Annotated in this window: 22 protein-coding genes; 18 read left to right on the top strand and 4 right to left on the bottom strand. The window is 72.4% G+C overall.

The window, feature by feature from the left end; all coding sequences use genetic code 11:
* The first annotated feature begins 127 nt into the window (after positions 1 to 127).
* The 7 genes from argC to argH all read left to right on the top strand — a co-directional run bounded on the left by argC (position 128) and on the right by argH (position 7644).
* On the top strand, positions 128 to 1129 hold the full coding sequence (gene argC / locus AB0C15_RS23785) for an N-acetyl-gamma-glutamyl-phosphate reductase (protein ID WP_357355275.1): 1002 nt from the start codon (positions 128 to 130) through the stop codon (positions 1127 to 1129).
* 55 nt (positions 1130 to 1184) lie between these two features.
* Positions 1185 to 2357 (top strand): bifunctional glutamate N-acetyltransferase/amino-acid acetyltransferase ArgJ, encoded by a 1173-nt coding sequence (gene argJ / locus AB0C15_RS23790; RefSeq protein WP_357355277.1) that lies wholly within the window; start codon positions 1185 to 1187, stop codon positions 2355 to 2357.
* Positions 2358 to 2471: 114 nt separating this feature from the next.
* Entirely contained in the window at positions 2472 to 3377 is a 906-nt protein-coding gene (gene argB / locus AB0C15_RS23795; RefSeq protein ID WP_357355279.1) for an acetylglutamate kinase, read from the top strand.
* Positions 3374 to 4603, top strand: coding sequence for an acetylornithine transaminase (locus tag AB0C15_RS23800; protein ID WP_357355280.1), 1230 nt, complete (start codon positions 3374 to 3376; stop codon positions 4601 to 4603). The genes argB and AB0C15_RS23800 overlap by 4 nt, the downstream gene beginning before the upstream one ends.
* Positions 4600 to 5568, top strand: a complete 969-nt coding sequence (argF, locus tag AB0C15_RS23805; RefSeq protein WP_357355282.1) for an ornithine carbamoyltransferase — start codon at positions 4600 to 4602, stop codon at positions 5566 to 5568. The genes AB0C15_RS23800 and argF overlap by 4 nt, the downstream gene beginning before the upstream one ends.
* Positions 5565 to 6080 carry an arginine repressor gene (locus AB0C15_RS23810; protein WP_357355284.1) on the top strand — a complete coding sequence of 172 codons (516 nt, stop codon included), beginning with the start codon at positions 5565 to 5567 and terminating at the stop codon, positions 6078 to 6080. Before argF ends, AB0C15_RS23810 begins: the two co-directional genes overlap by 4 nt.
* Before the next feature lie 100 nt (positions 6081 to 6180).
* Positions 6181 to 7644 carry an argininosuccinate lyase gene (gene argH, locus AB0C15_RS23815; protein ID WP_357355286.1) on the top strand — a complete coding sequence of 488 codons (1464 nt, stop codon included), beginning with the start codon at positions 6181 to 6183 and terminating at the stop codon, positions 7642 to 7644.
* A 43-nt stretch (positions 7645 to 7687) separates the two neighbouring features.
* Here argH and AB0C15_RS23820 read toward each other — a convergent pair whose 3' ends face one another.
* Together AB0C15_RS23820 and AB0C15_RS23825 are read right to left on the bottom strand one after the other, a co-directional pair.
* Entirely contained in the window at positions 7688 to 8041 is a 354-nt protein-coding gene (locus AB0C15_RS23820) for an MmcQ/YjbR family DNA-binding protein (RefSeq protein WP_357355289.1), read from the bottom strand.
* A 133-nt stretch (positions 8042 to 8174) separates the two neighbouring features.
* Complete coding sequence (locus tag AB0C15_RS23825) at positions 8175 to 8600, bottom strand: DNA-binding protein (protein WP_357355291.1); 426 nt, start codon at positions 8598 to 8600, stop codon at positions 8175 to 8177.
* Positions 8601 to 8769: 169 nt separating this feature from the next.
* On the opposite strand from AB0C15_RS23825, the gene AB0C15_RS23830 reads away from it, so the two are divergent.
* The 5 genes from AB0C15_RS23830 to AB0C15_RS23850 all read left to right on the top strand — a co-directional run bounded on the left by AB0C15_RS23830 (position 8770) and on the right by AB0C15_RS23850 (position 12803).
* Positions 8770 to 9414, top strand: a complete 645-nt coding sequence (locus tag AB0C15_RS23830; RefSeq protein WP_357355322.1) for a DNA-3-methyladenine glycosylase — start codon at positions 8770 to 8772, stop codon at positions 9412 to 9414.
* A gap of 86 nt (positions 9415 to 9500) precedes the next feature.
* Entirely contained in the window at positions 9501 to 10586 is a 1086-nt protein-coding gene (locus tag AB0C15_RS23835) for an exo-alpha-sialidase (protein ID WP_357355293.1), read from the top strand.
* A gap of 2 nt (positions 10587 to 10588) precedes the next feature.
* The gene (locus AB0C15_RS23840) at positions 10589 to 10864 is read left to right on the top strand and encodes a ubiquitin-like small modifier protein 1 (RefSeq protein ID WP_357355295.1); all 276 of its coding nucleotides are present in this window, start codon (positions 10589 to 10591) and stop codon (positions 10862 to 10864) included.
* Positions 10865 to 11028: 164 nt separating this feature from the next.
* Positions 11029 to 12171, top strand: coding sequence for an LLM class flavin-dependent oxidoreductase (locus AB0C15_RS23845; RefSeq protein WP_357355297.1), 1143 nt, complete (start codon positions 11029 to 11031; stop codon positions 12169 to 12171).
* Positions 12168 to 12803, top strand: a complete 636-nt coding sequence (locus AB0C15_RS23850; RefSeq protein WP_357355299.1) for an FMN reductase — start codon at positions 12168 to 12170, stop codon at positions 12801 to 12803. The genes AB0C15_RS23845 and AB0C15_RS23850 overlap by 4 nt, the downstream gene beginning before the upstream one ends.
* On the opposite strand, the gene AB0C15_RS23855 is transcribed toward AB0C15_RS23850, so the two are convergent.
* A complete protein-coding gene (locus AB0C15_RS23855) occupies positions 12796 to 13668 on the bottom strand; it encodes a universal stress protein (protein ID WP_357355301.1) in 873 nt (290 codons plus the stop codon). The two genes, AB0C15_RS23850 and AB0C15_RS23855, sit on opposite strands and share 8 nt — an antisense overlap.
* A gap of 124 nt (positions 13669 to 13792) precedes the next feature.
* Between AB0C15_RS23855 and AB0C15_RS23860 the strand changes: the two genes are divergently transcribed.
* The 5 genes from AB0C15_RS23860 (at position 13793) to AB0C15_RS23880 (ending at position 18517) form a co-directional block, all read left to right on the top strand.
* Positions 13793 to 14293, top strand: coding sequence for a helix-turn-helix domain-containing protein (locus tag AB0C15_RS23860; RefSeq protein WP_357355303.1), 501 nt, complete (start codon positions 13793 to 13795; stop codon positions 14291 to 14293).
* Between the two features lie 41 nt (positions 14294 to 14334).
* A complete protein-coding gene (locus AB0C15_RS23865) occupies positions 14335 to 15807 on the top strand; it encodes a serine hydrolase domain-containing protein (protein ID WP_357355305.1) in 1473 nt (490 codons plus the stop codon).
* 46 nt (positions 15808 to 15853) lie between these two features.
* Positions 15854 to 16354 (top strand): GNAT family N-acetyltransferase, encoded by a 501-nt coding sequence (locus tag AB0C15_RS23870; RefSeq protein WP_357355307.1) that lies wholly within the window; start codon positions 15854 to 15856, stop codon positions 16352 to 16354.
* Positions 16355 to 16363: 9 nt separating this feature from the next.
* On the top strand, positions 16364 to 17005 hold the full coding sequence (locus AB0C15_RS23875) for a hypothetical protein (RefSeq protein ID WP_357355309.1): 642 nt from the start codon (positions 16364 to 16366) through the stop codon (positions 17003 to 17005).
* Between the two features lie 180 nt (positions 17006 to 17185).
* Positions 17186 to 18517 carry a hemolysin family protein gene (locus AB0C15_RS23880; protein ID WP_357355310.1) on the top strand — a complete coding sequence of 444 codons (1332 nt, stop codon included), beginning with the start codon at positions 17186 to 17188 and terminating at the stop codon, positions 18515 to 18517.
* 22 nt (positions 18518 to 18539) lie between these two features.
* On the opposite strand, the gene AB0C15_RS23885 is transcribed toward AB0C15_RS23880, so the two are convergent.
* Positions 18540 to 18947, bottom strand: a complete 408-nt coding sequence (locus tag AB0C15_RS23885) for a PaaI family thioesterase (protein WP_357355324.1) — start codon at positions 18945 to 18947, stop codon at positions 18540 to 18542.
* 83 nt (positions 18948 to 19030) lie between these two features.
* Here AB0C15_RS23885 and tyrS point away from each other — a divergent pair, with 83 nt between their 5' ends.
* Complete coding sequence (gene tyrS / locus AB0C15_RS23890) at positions 19031 to 20323, top strand: tyrosine--tRNA ligase (protein WP_357355326.1); 1293 nt, start codon at positions 19031 to 19033, stop codon at positions 20321 to 20323.
* Positions 20324 to 20890 lie beyond the last annotated feature (567 nt).

Below are 20890 nucleotides of genomic sequence, written 5' to 3' on the forward strand. Positions count from 1 at the left end.
CGTCGGCGCGGGCCCGCCGCCAGACGCTGAGGTGGGGCGCGCACATTACCATGCAGTCTGCTGTATTAAGTTGCAGTGGGCCGACGGTCGCTGTTAACCTTCGCTGCATAGTCATGCGGAGGTGAGTATGGGGATTCGAGTCGCGGTCGCCGGAGCGAGCGGCTACGCCGGAGGCGAGCTGCTGCGCCTGATCGCCGGGCACCCGGAGTTCGATCTGGTCGCCGCCACCGCGCACAGCCAGGCTGGGCACCGCGTCGACGTGGTGCACCCGCAGCTGACCGGGCTCGATCTGGTGCTCGGGGAGACCGACCCGGCCATCCTGGCCGACGCGGACCTCGTCTTCCTGGCCCTGCCGCACGGTCAGTCGGCGGCTCTCGCGGCCCAACTCCCGGCCGCGGTGCGGATCGTCGACCTGGGTGCCGACCACCGGCTGGCCGACCCGTACGCCTGGGCCCAGTACTACGGCGGCACGCACGCCGGGCAGTGGACCTACGGCCTGCCTGAGCTGCCCGGCCAGCGGGAGCTGATCGCCGGCTCCACCCGGGTGGCGAACACCGGCTGTTACGCCGCCGCGATCACCCTGGCGCTCGCGCCGCTTGTCGCCGACGGCGCGGCCAGCCCCGCCGACGTGGTGGTGGTCGCCGCCTCCGGCACCTCCGGCGCCGGCCGCGCGACCAAGGCGCACCTGTTGGCCAGCGAGGTGATGGGCGACCTGTCGCCGTACCGGGTGGGAACGCACCAGCACGTTCCGGAGATCAAGCAGGCCACCGGTGCCACCGGCCTGTCGTTCACCCCGGTCCTGGCGCCGATGCCCCGCGGCATCCTGGCCACCGTCACCGCGGTGCCGGCGCGCGGCGTCGACCCGCAGCAGGTGCTGGCGCGGGCGTACGCGGACGCCCCGTTCGTGCACGTGCTGCCGGAGGGCCGGTGGCCGCACACCGCCGCCACCCTCGGCTCCAACTCGTGCCACCTCCAGGCCACCGTCGACGTCGACTCGGGTCGTCTGATCGTGCTCAGCGCCCTGGACAACCTGGGTAAGGGCGCTGCCGGTCAGGCCGTCCAGAACGCCAACCTGATGCTCGGCCTGCCGGAGACGACGGGCCTGTCGATCTGGGGAGTTGCCCCGTGAGCGCGAGGAGTGCAGCGCAGCGGAGCCCCGCAGTCGCGAACGAAAGGCCGATGGCATGAGTGTCACCATCCCTCGGGGGTTCCGGGCGGCCGGTGTGGCCGCCGGTCTCAAGTCCAGTGGCGGCGCGGACGTCGCCCTGGTGGTCAACGACGGCCCGGACGCCGGTGTGGCCGGTGTCTTCACCACCAACCGGGTCAAGGCCGCGCCGGTTCTCTGGAGTCAGCAGGTCGTGCAGGGCGGTGTGGTCCGCGCCGTTGTGCTCAACTCCGGTGGCGCCAACGCCTGCACCGGCCCGGCCGGCTTCCAGGACACGCACGCCACGGCCGAGCACGTCGCCGCCGTGCTGACCTCGGTCAGCCCACGGTTGATCCTCGGCGCCGGTGAGGTCGCGGTCTGCTCGACCGGCCTGATCGGTGAGCGGCTGCCGATGCCGAAGTTGCTGCCGGGCGTCCGCTCGGCGATCAAGAGCTTGTCCCGCGACGGTGGCCGGGCCGCCGCCGAGGCCATCATGACCACCGACACCCGACCGAAGACCACTGTGGCCCGGGGGAGCGGCTGGACGGTGGGTGGCATGGCCAAGGGCTCCGGCATGCTCGCGCCGGGGATGGCCACCATGCTCTGCGTGTTGACCACCGACGCGGTGGCCGGGCCGGCGACGCTCGACGCGGCGTTGCGGGCGGCCACCCGGGTCACCTTCGACCGGGTCGACAGCGACGGCTGCATGTCCACGAACGACACGGTGCTGTTGCTGGCCAGCGGGGCGAGCGGTATCGAGCCGACGCCAGCCGAGCTGGAGGCCGCTGTCACCGCTGCCTGTCACGACCTGGCCCAGCAGTTGGTGGGCGACGCCGAGGGCGCCACCAAGGAGGTCGCCATCGAGGTGGTCGGCGCGGCGAGTGAGGACGAGGCGGTCGAGGTGGGCCGCACGGTGTCCCGCAGCAACCTGGTCAAGACCGCGTTGTTCGGCAACGACCCCAACTGGGGTCGGATCCTCGCCGCCGTCGGCACGACCGCTGCGGCGTTTGATCCCGACGAGGTGGATGTGGCGGTCAACGGGGTGTGGGTGTGCCGGCGTGGCACCGGGGCCGAGGACCGCTCGAGCGTCGACCTGACCGGGCGGGACGTGACCATCCGGATCGACCTGCACGCGGGCACGTCCGCCGCGACGATCTGGACGAACGACCTGTCCCACGCGTACGTACACGAGAATTCGGCGTACTCGACGTGAGCGCGAGGAACGCAGCGCAGCGGAGTCCCGCAGTCGCGAACGAAGGGGCGGCACGGTGAGCGCGAGGAACGCAGCGCAGCGGAGTCCCGCAGTCGCGAACGAAGGGTCAGTACGGTGAGTCTCAGCAGCGACCTGGCCCGGGCGCAGGTCAAGGCGGAGACGTTGATCGAGGCGTTGCCCTGGTTGGCGCGCTTCTCCGGCTCCACGGTCGTGGTGAAGTACGGCGGCAACGCGATGACCGATCCGGAGTTGCAGCGGGCGTTCGCGGCCGACATGGTCTTCCTGCGTTATGCCGGCCTGAAGCCGGTGGTGGTGCACGGCGGCGGTCCGCAGATCTCCGCGATGCTTGGTCGCCTGGGCATCACCAGCGAGTTCCGGGGTGGTCTGCGGGTGACCACCGCCGAGGCGATGGACGTGGTCAGGATGGTGCTTGTCGGCCAGGTGGGCCGGGAGCTGGTCGGTCTGATCAATTCGCACGGTCCGTACGCCGTCGGCCTCTCCGGCGAGGACGCCCGGCTGTTCACCGCGGTCCGGCGTCCGGCGTACGTGGACGGGGTGCCTGTCGACGTGGGTCAGGTCGGGGACGTCGAGTCGGTCGACGTGTCCGCGGTGACCGACCTTATCGAGGCCGGTCGGATTCCGGTGATCTCCACGGTGGCGCCGGACGTGGAGGGGGTGTTGCACAACCTCAACGCGGACACCGCCGCCTCGGCGCTGGCCGTCGCGTTGCGGGCGCGCAAGCTGGTGGTGCTCACCGATGTGGCCGGTCTCTACGCCGACTGGCCGGACACCACGAGCCTGGTCTCCGAGATCACGGCGGACGACCTGGCCAAGCTGTTGCCCAGCCTGGAGTCGGGGATGGTGCCGAAGATGGAGGCATGCCTGCGTGCGGTGCGTGGGGGAGTGCCCGCGGCGCACGTCGTCGACGGCCGGGTGGCGCACTCGACGTTGCTCGAGGTGTTCACCTCGGAAGGGTTCGGAACGATGGTGGTGCCGACAGACGGGACGGACGCGACATGAGCACGTTGGCGCAGCGGTGGGAACAGTCCATGATGGCCAACTACGGCACGCCGCCGCTGGCGTTGGTGTCCGGCGCCGGTGCCGTCGTGGTCGACGACGCCGGTCGGGAGTACCTCGACCTGGTCGGCGGGATCGCCGTCAACGCCCTCGGTCACGCCCATCCGGCGGTGGTGGCGGCGGTGTCGAAACAGGTCGCCACCCTCGGGCACGTCTCCAACCTCTACGTGGCCGAGCCGCCGGTCGCCCTCGCCGAGCTGTTGTTGGCGCTCGCCGGCCGACCCGGCCGGGTGTTCTTCGCCAACTCGGGCGCGGAGGCGAACGAGGCGGCGTTCAAGCTCTCCCGGCGCACCGGCCGTACCCACGTGGTGGCCACCGCCGGCGGCTTCCACGGCCGTACGATGGGCGCCCTCGCGTTGACCGGCCAGCCGGCCAAGGCCGACCCGTTCCGGCCGCTGCCGGGCGAGGTGACCCACGTCGACTACGGCGACGTCGCCGCCCTCGACGCGGCCGTCTCCGACGCCACCGCCATGGTGATCCTGGAACCGATCCAGGGCGAGAACGGTGTGCTCGTCCCGCCGGCGGGCTATCTCGCCGCGGCCCGGCAGATCACCGCCCGGCACGGCGCCCTGCTGGTGCTCGACGAGGTGCAGACCGGCATGGGGCGTACCGGGCACTGGTTCGCGCACCAGGCCGAGGGCGTGGAGCCGGACGTGGTCACCCTGGCCAAGGGGTTGGGTGGCGGGCTGCCCATCGGCGCCACGCTGGCCTTCGGCCCCGCTGCGGACCTGCTCACCCCCGGATCGCACGGCACCACGTTCGGCGGCAACCCGGTGAGCTGCGCGGCGGCGCTCGCCGTGGTGGCGACGATCGCCAACGAGGGCCTGCTCGACAACGTCAAGCGGGTCGGTGAGCGGCTGCGTCGCGGCATCGAGGCGCTGGGCCACCCGCTTGTCGCCGGCGTACGCGGTGCCGGTCTGCTGCTCGGCGTCGCGCTCACCGCGCCGGTGGCGTCGGTGCTGGCCGACGCCCTGCGGGAGGCCGGTTTCCTGGTCAACCCGGTGCAGCCGGGCGTGCTCCGGCTGGCTCCGCCGCTGATCCTCACCGCCGACCAGGCGGACTCTCTCCTGGCGGCGCTGCCCGCCGCGCTGGACGCGACCGCTCCGGCCGCCGCCGGCGCGCAGACCGCACCATCCACCCTCACCACCACGACGGGGACGACTCGATGACCCGGCACTTCCTGCGCGACGACGACCTCTCGCCCGCCGAACAGTCCGCGGTCCTCGACCTGGCGGCCCGGATGAAGGTGGACCGGTTCGGCTACCAGCCGCTTGCCGGTCCCCGCTCGGTGGCGGTGCTCTTCGACAAGCAGAGCCTGCGGACCAGGATCTCGTTCGACGCCGGCATCGCCGAGTTGGGCGGGCACCCCCTCGTGGTGGACACGCAGGTCACCCACTTCGGTCGCGGCGAGTCCCTCGCGGACGCGGGGCGCGTGCTGTCCCGCTACGTCGCGGCGGTCGTGCTGCGGACCCACGGGGACGAGCGGATCGCCGAGGTGGCGTCGGGCGCCGACGTGCCGGTGGTCAACGCGCTCACCGACGGTTTCCACCCGTGCCAGCTCCTGGCCGACCTGCTCACCATCCGGGAGCGGTGCGGTGGCACGACCGGCCGTACCCTGGCGTACGTGGGGGACAGCGCGAACAACATGGCGCAGTCGTACCTGTTGGCCGGGGCGACGGCCGGGATGCACGTGCGGGTCGCCGGCCCGGCCGGGTTCGCGCCGGACGCGGCGGTGGTGCAACGGGCCACCGAGATCGCCGCGGCGACCGGCGGGTCGGTGCGGGTGCTGACCGACCCGACCCAGGCGGTACGCGACGCCGACGTGCTCGCCACCGACACCTGGACGTCGATGGGGCAGGAGTCCGACGGGTTGGACCGGATCACCCCCTTCCTGCCGTACCAGGTCAACAAGGAGCTGCTCGGCCAGGCCGCACCGGACGCGATCGTGCTGCACTGCCTGCCGGCACACCGCGGCGAGGAGATCACCGACGAGGTGCTCGACGGCCCGCAGAGCGCGGTCTTCGACCAGGCCGAGAACCGGCTGCACGCACAGAAGGCACTGTTGACGTTCCTGCTGGACACCGCCACCGGGGGTGCCGCCGCGGGCGACACCGCGACCGGGGGGTCGCGATGACCGCCCCGCTGACCCGCGCGGCCCGGCACGCCCGGATCGTCGAGCTGATCCGGGACGGGGCGATCCGGTCGCAGACCGAGCTGGCCGACCTGCTCGCCGCCGACGGCGTGGGCGTCACCCAGGCCACCCTCTCGCGAGACCTGGAGGAGTTGGGCGCGGTCAAGGTGCGCGGCGGTGACGGCCCCGCCGTCTACCTGATCCCCGAGGACGGGCAGCGACCGTTGCGCGACGCCGAGGCCGCCCCGGCCCGGCTGGTACGGCTGCTGCGCGAACTGCTCAACGGGGTCGACTCCAGCGGCAACATCGCCGTGCTGCGGACACCGCCGGGCGCAGCCCAGTACCTGGCCAGCGCGTTGGACCGGGCGGGCCTGCCGGAGATCGTCGGCACCATCGCCGGTGACGACACCATCCTCGTCGTGGCCCGGGACGCCGTCGGTGGGGCCGCGCTCGGCGAGAAGCTCGCCGGCTGGGCCCGCCGGGACGACAGCGTGGAAGGGACCAGCACGTCATGACCGAGCGGGTCGTGCTGGGGTTGCCGAGCCCGATGGGCGAAGCGCGGAACGCCCGGTTGGGTGGCCCCGCGCTCGTGAGTGGAAGCCAAGGAAAGCGATGATGGGCGACGTGGACGACAAGAGCCTGACCGAGAACAGCGCCGCCACCAACCGGACGAGCCTCTGGGGTGGCCGGTTCGCGGGTGGCCCCGCCGAGGCGCTCGCCCGACTGTCGGTGAGCGTGCAGTTCGACTGGCGGCTGGCCCCGTACGACATTGCCGGTTCCCGGGCGCACGCCCGGGTCCTCGCCGGCGCCGGCCTGCTCGACCCGGAGGAACTGGGCCGGATGCTTGCCGCGCTCGACGACCTGGAGGCCGCCTGCGCCTCCGGGGCGTTCCGCCCCACCATCGACGACGAGGATGTGCACACCGCGCTGGAGCGCGGTCTGCTGGAGCGCCTCGGCAGCCTCGGCGGCAAGCTGCGTGCCGGCCGGTCCCGCAACGACCAGGTCGCCACCGACCTGCGGCTCTACCTGCGCGACCACGCCCGGGGCGTGGCCAGCCGCCTGGTCGAGCTGGCGGAGGCGCTCGTCGAGCAGGCCGAGCGGCACATCGACACCGCCGCGCCGGGCATGACCCACCTTCAGCACGCCCAGCCGGTCACCTTCGGGCACTGGCTGCTCGCTCACGTGCAGCCGCTGCTGCGCGACCTGGAGCGGCTGCGTGACTGGGACCACCGGGCGGCGATCAGCCCGCTCGGCGCGGGCGCCCTGGCCGGTTCCGGGCTTCCGTTGGATCCGGTGGCGGTGGCGAAGGAGCTGGGCTTCCGGACGTCGTTCGCCAACTCCATGGACGCCGTCGCCGACCGGGACTTCGTGGCCGAGTTCCTGTTCGCCACCGCCCTGATCGGGGTGCACCTGTCCCGCCTCGGTGAGGAGGTGGTGCTCTGGACCTCGCACGAGTTCGGTTGGGTGGAGCTGGACGACTCGTTCGCCACCGGCTCGTCGATCATGCCGCAGAAGAAGAACGCGGACATCGCCGAGCTGGCGCGGGGCAAGTCGGGGCGGCTGGTCGGTGGGCTGATGACGGTGCTCACCATGCTCAAGGGCCTGCCGATGACCTACGACCGGGACATGCAGGAGGACAAGGAGCCGGCCTTCGACGCGGTCGACACCCTCGAGCTGCTGCTTCCGGCCCTGGCGGGAATGATCTCCACGATGACGGTCCGGGTGGACCGGCTCGTCGCCGCCGCCCCGGTCGGCTTCTCCCTCGCCACCGAGGTCGCCGACTGGCTGGTCCGACGCAACGTGCCGTTCCGCGACGCGCACGAGATCACCGGCCAGTTGGTGGCGCTCTGCGCGGCGCGGGAGTGCGAGCTGAACGACGTCTCCGACGAGGACCTGACCGCGATCAGCGAGCACCTCGACCCGTCGGTGCGCGACGTGCTCTCGGTCCGGTCGGCCCTCGCGGCCCGGACCACCCCCGGTTCCACCGGTCCCGGCCCGGTCGCCGATCAGCTCGCCGCCGCGGCGGACCGGCTGGCCGGCTGGCGGGAGTGGGCCACCGAACGGGTCGTCCCGCGCTGAGCGGTGCCGTGGCGTCGGCGTCCGCCGCCGGCGCCGCGGCCGTTCAGGCCGTCGGGCGCTCCCGCTTGGGGAGCTTGGCCACCACCATGTCGTACGACGAGTCGACCGCCTCGGTCAACTCGTCGTCGTCGATCCCACCGTCCAGGCGTAGCGTGTTCCACCCGGACCGGCCGATGTAGGCCATCACGCTGGCGTCGTCGGGGTATCGGTGCAGCCACTCGTCGGCCACCTCCCGGGTCGGCCCGCACTTGATGCCGACCGTCGGGTTGCCGCCGCCGCTGCCGAGGAACGCGAAGATCCGGCCGCCCACCTTCACCACCTCGTCGCCCTCCCACGGTCGGTCCAGCCACGCTCCCGGCTTGGCCAGGCAGTACGCCAGCATCTCCGCGCGCTCCATGGGTGCCTCCTCGTCGGAGCCCCACCCCATTCGTGCGTCGATCTTGCAGTTTGTGTTGTCGATACGCGGGGTGATCACCCCTTTTGTCGCGACAGCATGTGCAAGATCGGCGTGGATGGAGGGTTGGGACTGGTCAGGGCTGGTTTTCCGTCGAGCGGGCGGCGATCCGCTCGTAGCGCTGGCGGGCTGCCTGTGCGCTGCCCAGCCCCAGGCCGTACGCGATTGCCTGCCAGGTGAGGCCCCGGTCGCGGGCCAGCGTCAGCAGGCCGGCCTCCAGGGCGTCCAGCTCGGCGCGGACGTGCGGCAGCAGGGTCAGCGCGGCGGTCAGGTCGGCGGCGTCGACCGGCTCCTCCGTGGGCTCCCGCTCGGCCCCGCCGGCGGCCAGCGCGGTGACGAGGGCGACCGCCTCCCAGGGGTCGAGCACGTACGGGTGGGCCCACCGGCCCCGCCGCGTGTCGGTGCCGGCGTGCCGCTCGCTGATCCGCTGTAACGCCTCGTGGGTGCGGTGGGCGCGCGCCCGGCCCGGGTCGGGCGCGGTGAAGATGTCCTCGGTCGTCATACCCCGAGCACACCCTATCAACGCTTGATTGTCAACGAAATGTTGAAGTCCGGTGACGCGGCCACGCCTCGTCCCCGGGGCGGTCGGCTCGCCCGCTGCCTGGTTCCGCTTCGTCATGGACGGCACGCTGCCCGGGTGCCGGCCGGGTGTGGTGGGTACCGTCGGGGTCATGGCCCTGTCGTCGTTCGGTGACCACACCACCGACACCGACCTGACGGCGCTTGCGGACCTGCTCGCCGGCCCACTGCTGCCGGCGGCTCGTGGCCTGCTGGGCTGCCGGCTGCACGCTGGCGGGGTCACCGTCCGGATCACCGAGGTCGAGGCGTACGCGGGAACCGGCGGCGATCCCGCCTCGCACGCCCATCGGGGCCGCACCCCCCGCAACGCCGTGATGTTCGGGCCTGCCGGGTACGCCTACGTCTACTTCACCTACGGCATGCACTGGTGCGTCAACGTGGTCACCGGGGTCGAGGGGGAGGCCTGCGCCGTGCTGCTGCGCGCCGGTGAGGTGGTCGACGGGCTGGCCACGGCACGGGAGCGCCGGCCGGCCATCCGGCGGGACGTGGACCTCGCCCGAGGGCCCGCCCGGCTCTGCTCCGCGCTCGGCATCGACCGTGCGGCGTACGGGGCGTACCTGCTCGGCGGCGGCCCGGTCCGGCTGCGGCCGCCGGCCGGTCCGGTGCCGCCGGAGACGGTGGTGGCGGGCCCCCGGGTCGGCGTCACCGGCGCGCACGACCTGCCGTGGCGGTTCTGGCTCGACGGTGATCCCACGGTCAGCGCGTACCGCCGGCACGTGCCCCGCATCCGACGCTGAGCGACCTGCGGCGTGTGGGCGACTGGGGTTGTCGGGGGGTGTGGCCATAATCACCGGACCTGCTCACCGACGGCTCGGAGGACGTCATGGCAACACTGCTCGCGATCGGCACGGCCAAGGGTTTGTTCCTCGCCACCAGCACCGACGACCGGCGCAGTTGGGAGATCACCGGCCCGCACTTCCCGATGACCGGTGTCTACGCGGTCGCCGTCGACACCCGGCGCCCCACCCCTCGGCTGCTCGTCGGCATGACCAGCTCCCACTTCGGCCCCAGCGTCGCCACCAGCGACGACCTCGGCGCATCCTGGGACGAGCCGGACGCCGCGCCGGTCGCGTTCCCGGCCGACACCGGGGTCTCCCTCGGGCGGGTCTGGCAGTTGATGCCGGCCGGCCCCGACGAGCCGGACGTCGTCTGGGCCGGCACCGAGCCCTCGGCGTTGTTCAGGTCCACCGACGGTGGTCGCAGCTTCGAGTTGGTCCGTTCGCTCTGGGACCACCCGCACCGCCCCCAGTGGGAGGCCGGCTTCGGTGGCCAGGCCGTGCACACCGTGCTGCCGCACCCACGTGACCCCGCTCGGCTGCTGGTCGCCATGTCCACCGGTGGGGTCTACCGCTCGGAGGACGCCGGGGCGAGTTGGGCGCCCGGCAACACGGGCATCCGCGCCTACTTCATGCCCGACGAGTGGCCGGAGTTCGGTCAGTGTGTGCACAAGGTCGCCCGGGACGCCGGCAACCCCGAGCGGCTGTACGCGCAGAACCACCACGGCGTCTACCGCTCCGACGACGACGGCCGCACCTGGTCCTCGATCGCCGACGGGCTGCCCAGCGACTTCGGCTTCCCGATGGTGGCCCACCCGGGGCGCGGTGGCACGGTGTGGGCCTTCCCGTTGGTGGCCGACGGCGAGCGGTTCCCGACCGACCACCGCTGCCGGGTGTTCCGTTCCGCCGATGCCGGCGGCAAGTGGGAGCCGCTCTCGGTGGGGTTGCCCGAGGGGCCGTTCTACCCGGCGGTTCTGCGCGACGCGATGTGTGCCGATGACGCGACCCCGGGTGGGGTCTACTTCGGCACCCGCTCCGGCTCGGTCTTCGCCAGCCGCGACGAGGGTGACTCCTGGTCGTCGGTGGCGGCGCACCTGCCCGACGTGCTCTGCGTTCGCGCCGCGCGGGTCTGAGCGTGGTCACCGTGTTGCTGCCCGGCCCGCTGCGCGGCGAGGCCGGGGGCGCGAGTCGGCTGAGTGTCACCGCCACCGGGACGCTGCGGGCGGTCCTCGACGAGATGGCGCTCGCGCATCCCCGGCTGGCCCGGCGCATCCGCGACGAGCGCGGCGAGCTGCGTCGCTACGTCAACGTCTTCGTCGACGGGGAAGACTGCCGCCACTCCGGCGGTCTGGCCACGCCCGTCGAGGACGGCGCGGAGGTGCAGGTGCTCCCCTCGGTCGCGGGCGGCTGACCGGGTAGCCAGCGTGGGGAGTTCTCGACCCGGATGTCGTGGTGTGCGAGGTGACCCGTACCACTGTCAGGCGTCCCGCCGACGGAATAGTTGCGTCGTCAAATAAGTTGTGAGCTGCGTCCGGGTACCACGGCGGCACCCGGTTGACACGCGAGGAGCTGGTCATGCAGTTCGGGATCTTCACCGTCGGTGACGTCACGGTCGATCCGACCACCGGTCGGGAGCCGACCGAGCATGAGCGGATCAAGGCGATGGTCGCGATCGCGTTGAAGGCCGAGGAGGTCGGTCTGGACGTCTTCGCCACCGGCGAGCACCACAACCCGCCGTTCGTGCCGTCGTCGCCGACGACGATGATGGGTTACATCGCGGCGCGCACCGAGCGGCTGCTGCTGTCCACCGCCACGACGCTGATCACCACGAACGACCCGGTGAAGATCGCCGAGGACTACGCGATGCTCCAGCACCTGTCCGACGGCCGGGTGGACCTGATGATGGGTCGGGGCAACACCGGCCCGGTCTACCCGTGGTTCGGCAAGGACATCCGCGCCGGCATCCCCCTGGCCATCGAGAACTACGACCTCCTGCACCGGCTGTGGCGCGAGGACGTGGTCGACTGGAAGGGCAAGTACCGCACGCCGTTGCAGTCGTTCACCTCGACGCCGCGCCCGCTCGACGGCGTGCCCCCGTTCGTCTGGCACGGCTCCATCCGCAGCCCGGAGATCGCCGAGCAGGCCGCCTACTACGGTGACGGTTTCTTCGCCAACCACATCTTCTGGCCCAAGGAGCACACCCAGCGGATGGTCGGGCTCTACCGCCAGCGGTACGCGCACTACGGCCACGGCTCCGCCGACCAGGCGATCGTCGGGCTCGGCGGGCAGGTGTTCATGCGTCGCAACTCGCAGGACGCGGTCCGGGAGTTCCGGCCGTACTTCGACAACGCCCCGGTCTACGGGCACGGGCCGTCGCTCGAGGAGTTCACCCGGGAGACCCCGCTGACCGTGGGCAGCCCGCAACAGGTCATCGACCGCACGCTCGGCTTCCGGGAGTACGTCGGTGACTACCAGCGGCAGCTTTTCCTGATGGACCACGCGGGGTTGCCGCTGAAGACCGTGCTGGAGCAGCTCGACCTGCTCGGCGAGGAGGTCGTGCCGGTGCTGCGTAAGGAGTTCGACGCGCTGCGCCCCGCGCACGTGCCGGCCGCGCCGACGCACGCCTCGCTCGTCGCCGCGGCGGGCGGCGCCAAGGACAGCACCGTGCACGCCGTGGACGACGTGACGGGCAAGGCTCCGGAGGGGGCGACCCGATGACCCGCCGCACCCTGGCCGTGGTCTCGGCGGGGCTGAGTCAGCCCTCGTCGACCCGGCTGCTCGCCGACCAGCTCGCCGCGGCCACCCGCGACGAGTTGGTCCGGCGCGGCCACGAGGTGCAGCTGCACGTCGTCGACCTGCGGGAGTACGCCCACGACGTGGTCAACAACATGCTCACCGGGTTCGCGCCGGCAGCGCTACGCGAGGTCGTCGACACGGTGACCGGGGCGGACGGGGTCATCGCCGTCACCCCGATCTTCAGCGCCTCGTACAACGGGCTGTTCAAGTCCTTCTTCGACGTGTTGGACTCCGAGTCGCTCGTCGACCGGCCGGTGCTGATCGGTGCCACCGGCGGCACCGCCCGGCACTCGCTCGCTCTGGAGCACGCCGTCCGCCCGATGTTCGCCTACCTGCGGTCGGTGGTGGTCCCGACCGCGGTCTTCGCCGCTCCTGAGGACTGGTCCGACGGCACCGCCGACGGCGCGTTGCGCGGTCGGATCCGGCGCGCCGCCGGGGAGTTGGCCGACCAGATCGAGCGCCGGCCACCGGCCACCGGGCCGGCGGACCCGTTCGCCCTCACCACCGACTTCCTGCAGATGCTCGGCCGGGGTGACGGCGCGCCGGTCAACTGACCGGGTGGGCGACAAGCACCGGGCAGTGCGCGTGCTGGATGGCCGCCTGACTGACCGACCCGAGCAGCAGACCGGCGAACCCGGCCCGGCCCCTGGAGCCCACGACCAGCAGCGACGCCGTGCCGCTGGCCTCGATGAGCCCCTGGGCCGCGCCGGTCGCCCGGACCGGATGCTCCCGTACTACCAGGTCGGGGTGCGCGGCACGCACCACGGCGGACGCGTCGGCAAGTAGCCGCACCGCCTCGGCCTGGTACGCGGCCTGCGTCTCCTCGATCTCCTCCGGCACCGTCCGGCCCCCGTCCGCGGGACCGACGTGCACCAGCACCAGCGGCACGGTGCGCAGCGCCGCCTCGTCGGCGCCGAGGCCCACCGCGAGGCGTGACGACTCGGACCCGTCGACGCCGACAAGCACCGGACTGTCCACCGGGATCGGCTGCTCGTCCGGGCGGACCACAAGCACCGGGCAGTGCGCGTGCGCGGCCACCTGCGCGCCCACCGAGCCGAGCAGCAGCCCGGCGAACCCGCCGAGGCCACGGCTGCCCACCACGACCAGGTCCGCCCGCCGGGACTCCTCGACCAGGGTGGCTCCGGGGCCTGCGCCGACCTGGCGTACCTCGACGGTGAGGCCGGGCCACCGCTCGGTCAGCTCGGCCGCCGTGCGCCGCACCATGTCCTGCGCCTCCGCCGAGGGCACCGGTGTCCCGAACTCGTACGGGTTGAGCGGCACCCCGGAGCCGAACGGATGCAGGTAGCCGTGCACCACGAGCAACGGTCGGGACCGGAGCAGCGCGGCCCGTGCCGCGTGTTCGGCGGCGACGAGGCTGGAGGGCGATCCGTCCACGCCCACCACGACAGGTCGGTTCATCGGCGCTCCCCGGGTCGGTCAGGTCATTGTCGGCCGCGGGGCGCCCCGGCGGGGTCGGACGCGCCAGCCGGGCTCCTCGGGATCCGGGGTTGCACGTAACTACGTAAGTTCGTAATATCGACGTGTGACCACTGTGGAAAATCGACTCGCCGCGCTGGAGGCACAGGTTGCCGCGTTGAGCGAACGGTTCGCCGACGCACCACCGCCGCCCGCGCCCGAGGGCACCTTCTGGGCTCTCGACGGCCTCAAAGCCCGCCTGCCATCCGACGGGCCGGGCGCGGTCCTCTACACCGGCACCGTCCGGGTCGCCGACCAGCACTACGACTGGCAGTACGGCCGCACCGTCGACGACCTGCTCGCCGCCGACTGGACCGAGCTGGCCAGCACCCTCTCCGCGTTGGCCCACCCGGTGCGGCTGCGGCTGCTGCGCGAGATCCTCGGCGGCCGGCAGAGCACCAGCGAGCTGGCCGAGATCGACGAGTTGGGCACCACCGGCCAGCTCCACCACCATCTGCGCCAGATCACCGCCGCCGGTTGGCTGCGCAGCGCCGGTCGGGGCCGGTACGCCGTCCCGGCCGAACGCGTGGTGCCGCTGCTGGCCATCCTCACCGCCGCCGGCCGCTGACCAGCGGCTCACTCCCGATGACCCACTCCGAAGGAGCCACCATGCGCCGGACGACCGTCACCGCCCTCGTCGTCGCGTTGATCGCCGGTCTGGTCGGGGTGGCGCTGATGCCCCGGGCGCCCCGACTCGGCGCGCAGACCACCGGCGACCGCGAGCTGGCCGCCGCCGTCCGGTCCGCCGCACCCGACCCGTCCGGGCACCGGGGGCTCGCCGTCGCCCTGGTCGAGAACGGGCGGATCCGCACCGCCGGCCTGGGCGACCGCGACCCGGCCGGCCGACCCGTCGAACCGGGCACCCCGTTCGAGATCGGCTCGGTCACCAAGGCGCTCACCGGCATGCTCCTCGCCGACCAGATCGCCGCCGGGGTCGTCCACCCCGACGACCGGCTCGGCGTCACCTGGCCCGAGGTGACCGGCCCCGCCCGTGACGTCACGCTCGCCGAACTCGCCAGCCACCGCGCCGGCCTGCCCCGGCTCGCCCCCGGCTCCCCGCTGGGGTGGGCACGCATCCTCTGGTCCAACGTCTCCGGCGGCAACCCCTACGCCGGGCAGGGCGTCGACACCATCCGCGGCGCCGCCGACCGGGTCGATCCGGACGACAAGCGCGGCGAGGTCCACTACTCCAACGTGGGGCCGTCCGTGCTCGGCCACGCGCTCGCCGTGAAAGCCGGCGTCGCGTACCCCGATCTGCTGCGGGCACGGCTGCTCGACCCGCTCGGCATGACGGCCACGGTCGTCGCCACCCGCGACGGCGACCTGCCGGCCGGCCGCGCCCACGGCAGCCGGGCCGGCGGCCGACCACTCGACCCGTGGACGGGTGCCGGTTACGCCCCGGCCGGAGCTGGCCCCTGGTCGACGGCCGAGGACCTGGGCAGGTTGCTCGCCGCGACCCTCGCCGGCACCGCGCCCGGCGCCGACGCCGCGACCGCCCGTTTCCGCGAGGACGACGACACCCGCATCGGGTACGGCTGGTTCACCACCCGACACGGTGACCACGACGTGGTCTGGCACAACGGTGCGACCGGCGGGTTCCGCTCCTACGTCGGCTTCGAACGTGCCACCGGCCGGGCGGTGGTGGTGCTCGGCAACACCGACAAGGGCGTCGAGCCGATCGGGCTGCGGCTGCTCGGGGTGCCGCAGAAGCAGGCCGACTCGGCGGCGTCGGTGGTGCTGCCCTGGATCGGCGCCGGTCTCGCGGTGGCCTTCACCTTCCTCGGCGGCCTGTCCCTGCTCGGCACCGCCCGCCGCCGCCGACTGGACCAGGTGACGGTGCTGGCGGCGGCGGTCTGGGCGTTCGCCTATCTGGGGTTGGGGCACCGGTTGGGGGACTGGTCGGTGGTGCCGGCCTGGCTGTGGCCGGTCGGAGCCGGCCTGTCCGCGGCGGGGGTGGCGCTGGCGGCGACCCGGTGGCGTGCCCTGCCGGTGGTCGACGCGCGGGCGCCGTGGCGTCGGCTGCTGTCGGTGGCGAGTTCCGTGGTGGCCGCCGTGCTCGCGGTCGTCGCCGTCGCCGGCTGAGTGCGCGCCGCCGCCGGGTGTCACCGCCGTTGCGTACCCTCGTCCGATGACCCGCGACGTGCTGCTGCGCCCCGTCCTCGAGGACGACCTCGTCGAGTTCTTCCTGCACCAGCAGGACCCGGAGGCCAACCGGATGGCCGCGTTCGGGCCCAAGGACCCGTCCGACCGCCGGGAGTTCGCCGCACACTGGGCCCGGGTGCTCACCAACCCGGCCAACCGGGTCCGCACCGTCGAGGTCGACGGTGCGGTGGTCGGCTACGTGAGCGCCTTCCCGGTCGACGACCAGACCGAGGTCAGCTACTGGATCGACCCGGCGTGCTGGGGCCGGGGGCACGCCACGGCGGCCCTGGCCGCCCTGCTGCGCGAGCTGCCCCGGCCGGTGCACGCCCGTGCCGCCAAGGACAACGCCGCCTCCCTCGCGGTGCTCCGCAAGTGCGGGTTCGTGGTGGTCGGTGAAGACTCGGGGTACGCGAACGGGCGCGGCGAAGACGTCGAGGAATGGCTCCTGGAGCTGCCCGCCGACGCCGCTGACCTGGGCGGGCACTAGTCTCGCGGCGTGAACTGGTTGGATCTCGTCGGCTGGGCCGGCTCCGCGGTGCTGGTCTGGTCGCTGCTGCAGTCGCGCATCCTGCGGCTGCGGGCGCTCAACCTCGTCGGCTGCTTCGTGCTGATCGGCTACAACGCCGCGATCGAGGTCTGGCCCGGGGTCGGGCTCAACGTCGTGCTCGCGGTGATCAACATCTGGTACCTGCGCGGAATGCTCGCCACCCGGCACGACGAGAAGACCTACCAGGTGGTGGAGGTCGGCGTCGACGACCAGTTCCTCGCGCACACGCTGCGGGTGCACGCCGCCGACATCGCCCGGTTCAACCCCGGCTTCCGCTGGGACCCGACCGCGCCGGGGCGCTCGGCGTTCCTCGTGGTCACCGCCGACGAGGTGGTCGGGGTGGTGCTGTCGCACGCCGAGGCTTCCGGCGTCGCCCAGATCGACCTGGACTACGTGACCCCGAAGTTCCGTGACTTCACCCCTGGCGAGTTCGTCTACCGGCGCAGCCACCTGTTCACCGAACGCGGCTTCCACCGGGTGGTCAGCCCGCCCCGGATGGTCGCCCCCTACTACCACCGGCTCGGCTTCCGCCCCGAGGGCGACTCGTACGTCCTCGACCTGCCGACGTCACCTTCGCCCCAGTCGGCGTAGCGACACCGTCGCCCCAGTCGGCGTAGCGTCACCGTCGCCCGATTCGGCGTAGCCTCCCCGGGGCAGGATTCGGCCGGCGCCGGACGGGGCAACTACAACGCCTATGCCGGGCGGGCTCGCCGACCGGCGGGTGCCGTGCACACCGGCCGGTGCCACCACCGCAGAGGGAGCGAACCGGGCGTGCAGAGCTACGGGGGCCAACTGGCCCTGGTCGGAGTCCTGGTCGTGATCAACGCGCTCTTCGCGGGCAGCGAGATGGCGCTGGTGTCACTGCGAGACAGCCAGATCCAGCGGCTGGAGCGCACCAGCCGGGCCGGTCGGGTGCTGGCGCGACTCGCCAAGGACCCGAACCGCTTCCTGGCCACCATCCAGATCGGCATCACCCTCGCCGGCTTCCTGGCCTCCGCCGCGGCGGCGGTCTCCCTCGCCAAGCCCCTGGTGCCGCTGCTCGGGGTGTTCGGCAACGCCGCCGAGACGGTGGCGATCGTGGCGGTCACCCTCGCGCTGACCTTCGTCACCCTGGTCTTCGGCGAGCTGGCCCCCAAGCGGATCGCCATGCAGTCCGCCGAGCGGTGGGCCCTGTTGGTGGCCCGCCCGCTCGACGTGCTCGCCAGCCTGACCCGGCCGGCCGTCTGGGCGCTCGGCGCGACAAGCGACCTGGTCGTCCGCCTGTTCGGGCTCAACCCGAAGCACGAGCCCGACGAGATCGGCCCGGACGAGCTGCGCGACATCGTCGCCGGCAACCACGGCTTCACCAAGGAGCAGCGGACCATCATCGCGGGGGCGGTGGAGATCGCCGACCGGCGGTTGCGGGCTGTGCTCGTACCCCGGTTGCAGGTCTTCACGCTCGACAGTGGCACCACCGCGGAGGCCGCGCGGCTCGTGCTGGCCGCCACCGGGCACTCCCGGGCGCCGGTGGTGCGCCACGGCGGCCTGGACGACACCGCCGGGGTGATCCACCTGCGTGACCTGGTGGGTGTGCCCGACGACCGCCCGGTCGACGAGATCGCCCGACCGCCGATGCTGCTGCCCGACTCGCTGCCGGTGGTGGACGCGCTGCGCCAGTTCAAGGCCGAGCGCCAGCACATCGCGCTCGTCGTGGACGAGCGCGGCGCGGTCGACGGCATCGTGACGCTCGAGGACATCCTGGAGGAGATCGTCGGTGAGATCTACGACGAGACCGACCGGGATGTGCGTTCGGTGCGGCGCGACCCCGACGGTGCGTTGGTGCTGCCGGGCACCTTCCCGGTGCACGACCTCCCGGACATCGGCGTGGAGCTGCCGTCGCGCCCGGCCGGTGACTACACGACCGTCGCCGGGTTGGTGTTGGCCCGGCTCGGGCACATCCCCACCGTGGCCGGCGAGGACGTCACCCTCGACGGCTGGGTGCTGCTGGTGGCCGGCATCGACCACCGGGCCATCACCGAGGTACGGCTCAGCCGCGTCCCCGAGGAGGCCGACACCGACGCCGACGAGGCCGCGGAGCCGGTGCTGGACGAGGCCCGCAGCTGACAGGTCCGGCGGACGCCGTCGCTCAGGCGGCCGAGAGGTTCTGCAACCGGACCTGACCTCGGGCGACCAGCCGCTCGTCCGCGTCGGTGATCTCCACCTGCCAGAGCTGCTGGCTGCGGCCCCGGTGCACCGGGGTGCCGACGGCGGTCAGCTCGCCGTCGCGCACGGCCCGCAGGAAGTCGGTCTGGTTCGACACCCCGACCACGGTGCCCCGGCCGGCCAGCCAGATGGCGCCCCCGACGCTGGCCGCGGTCTCCACGACCGAGCAGTACACCCCGCCGTGCAGGAGCCCGAACGGCTGGTGCAGCTCCGGTCGGACCTGCCAGCGAATGACCACCCGGTCGGCGCTCGCCTCGTCGAAACTGAGGCCGAGCAGGGCGGCGAAACCACCCGTCAGATCCGGAATCTCCACGGCGAACCCCTCCTCGATCAACGGGGCGCAAGCCTAGCCGGGGCGGGGTTGCGCCAAACCCGGTACGGGTCGGTGCCGGCGATGGGGGAGAATCGGTGACCGTGACCGACAGCAGCCTTCCGCCGACCGGGCGGGACTCCCTGACCGACGACCTGCTCTGGCGTGGCCTGATACAGGACTCGACCGGCCTCGACGAGCTGCGCGAGCTGCTCGACGGTGGGGCATCCGCCACGTACTACGTGGGCTTCGACCCGACCGCGGCGAGCCTGCACGTCGGCTCGCTCATGCAAGTCACCATGGCCCGCCGGCTGCAACTCGCCGGCCACCGCCCGTTGCTGCTCGTCGGCGGGGCGACCGGGCAGATCGGTGACCCGAAGGAGAGCGCCGAGCGGACCCTAAACCCGCCCGACGTGATCGCCGGATGGGTCGAGCGCATCCGCGACCAGCTCGCGCCCTTCGTGTCGTACACCGGCGAGAACGCGGCCCAGTTGGTCAACAACCTGGAGTGGACCGGCGAGATGTCGGTGGTCGAGTTCCTCCGCGACGTGGGCAAACACTTCCCGGTCAACAAAATGCTCGCGCGGGAGGTGGTGCGGGCCCGCCTGGAGACCGGCATCAGCTTCACCGAGTTCAGCTACCAGCTGCTGCAGGCCAACGACTTCTTCGAGCTGCACCGCCGGCACGGCTGTCAGCTCCAGTTCGGCGGCTCCGACCAGTGGGGCAACATCACCGCCGGTGTCGACTACGTACGCCGACGGGGAGCGGGGCCGGTGCAGGCGTTCACCACGCCGCTCGTCACCAAGTCCGACGGCACGAAGTTCGGCAAGACCGAGGGTGGTGCCGTCTGGCTCGACCCCACCATGACCAGCCCGTACGCGTTTTACCAGTTCTGGTTGAACGTGGAGGACGGGGAGGTGGACCGCTACCTGCGGTACTTCAGCTTCCGTACCCGTGACGAGCTGGAGGAGTTGGCGAAGGCCACCGCCGAACGGCCGGCGGCCCGGTTGGCGCAACGGGCCCTCGCCGAGGAGCTGACCACCCTGGTGCACGGCGCCGACGAGACCCGACAGGCGATCGCGGCCAGCCAGGCGCTCTTCGGCCGCGGCTCGTTGGAGGAGCTGGCGCCGGAGACCCTGCGGGCGGCCCTGACCGAGGCGGGCCTGGTCCGTCTCTCCGGTGACCTGCCGGATGTGGCGGGTCTGCTGCGGGACTCCGGGCTGGTCAACGGCCTGAAGGAGGCCCGCCGGGTGATCGCCGAGGGTGGTGCCTACGTCAACAACAACCGGGTGACCGATGTGGAGGCCGCCGTGTCGCCGAGCGACCTGCTGCATGGCCGATACCTGGTGCTACGCCGCGGTAAGCGCTCGTTCGCTGGCGTTGAGCTGGGCGAATAGCCGACTGTCGACGGTGTGACGGGGGACGCGTCCGGCCGATTTGACGATCATCCCGCCGGACGCGTAACTTTCTCTCTGCCAGCGCGGAACGGACGAAACAGGCGAAAGCCTGAAGCGGCCGGAGCGCCGGCCAACGGCCTGAGGGTCGGGTGGGCACGCCCACCGGAGCCTCGACCGGGAGGTGCCACCAGAAACGCCGCGAGGCGGATTTGGCGCGGCGAAACCGACCGGGTAAGGTTACGAGCCGGCAGGGCACCGGGCGGGTCGCGGGAAATCGCGACGGCCGGCCTGCCGAATCCATGACGAGAGCGGCGCAAGCCGGTGGCGACATGGTGCCCGCGTTATCGGGTGAAGCACGACGAACCGCGAAATAGCGGTTTGACACGGCGGAAACGAGCGGGTAACGTAGTAAAAGTGCCTGGCGCTGAAAGCGGCGGGGACGTGGTTCGGAAAGCCCCGGTTGGGGGCCTCACGGTGTGGGGTTTCTGGCTGGTGTGTGGTTGTTCTTTGAGAACTCAACAGGGTGCTTGTAAAGCCAGTGCCAATTATGATTTATACCCCGGACTG

It is taken from the genome of Micromonospora sp. NPDC048835, assembly GCF_040649995.1.
GTDB lineage: Bacteria > Actinomycetota > Actinomycetes > Mycobacteriales > Micromonosporaceae > Micromonospora.

Bases quoted from the DNA above. Each gene is read 5' to 3' on its own strand.
- argC (WP_357355275.1), top strand. From the start codon at position 128: ATGGGGATTCGAGTCGCGGTCGCCGGAGCGAGCGGCTACGCCGGAGGC.
- argJ (WP_357355277.1), top strand. From the start codon at position 1,185: ATGAGTGTCACCATCCCTCGGGGGTTCCGGGCGGCCGGTGTGGCCGCC.
- AB0C15_RS23800 (WP_357355280.1), top strand. From the start codon at position 3,374: ATGAGCACGTTGGCGCAGCGGTGGGAACAGTCCATGATGGCCAACTAC.
- argF (WP_357355282.1), top strand. From the start codon at position 4,600: ATGACCCGGCACTTCCTGCGCGACGACGACCTCTCGCCCGCCGAACAG.
- AB0C15_RS23810 (WP_357355284.1), top strand. From the start codon at position 5,565: ATGACCGCCCCGCTGACCCGCGCGGCCCGGCACGCCCGGATCGTCGAG.
- argH (WP_357355286.1), top strand. From the start codon at position 6,181: ATGGGCGACGTGGACGACAAGAGCCTGACCGAGAACAGCGCCGCCACC.
- AB0C15_RS23820 (WP_357355289.1), bottom strand. From the start codon at position 8,041: ATGGAGCGCGCGGAGATGCTGGCGTACTGCCTGGCCAAGCCGGGAGCG.
- AB0C15_RS23825 (WP_357355291.1), bottom strand. From the start codon at position 8,600: ATGACGACCGAGGACATCTTCACCGCGCCCGACCCGGGCCGGGCGCGC.
- AB0C15_RS23830 (WP_357355322.1), top strand. From the start codon at position 8,770: ATGGCCCTGTCGTCGTTCGGTGACCACACCACCGACACCGACCTGACG.
- AB0C15_RS23835 (WP_357355293.1), top strand. From the start codon at position 9,501: ATGGCAACACTGCTCGCGATCGGCACGGCCAAGGGTTTGTTCCTCGCC.
- AB0C15_RS23845 (WP_357355297.1), top strand. From the start codon at position 11,029: ATGCAGTTCGGGATCTTCACCGTCGGTGACGTCACGGTCGATCCGACC.
- AB0C15_RS23850 (WP_357355299.1), top strand. From the start codon at position 12,168: ATGACCCGCCGCACCCTGGCCGTGGTCTCGGCGGGGCTGAGTCAGCCC.
- AB0C15_RS23855 (WP_357355301.1), bottom strand. From the start codon at position 13,668: ATGAACCGACCTGTCGTGGTGGGCGTGGACGGATCGCCCTCCAGCCTC.
- AB0C15_RS23865 (WP_357355305.1), top strand. From the start codon at position 14,335: ATGCGCCGGACGACCGTCACCGCCCTCGTCGTCGCGTTGATCGCCGGT.
- AB0C15_RS23870 (WP_357355307.1), top strand. From the start codon at position 15,854: ATGACCCGCGACGTGCTGCTGCGCCCCGTCCTCGAGGACGACCTCGTC.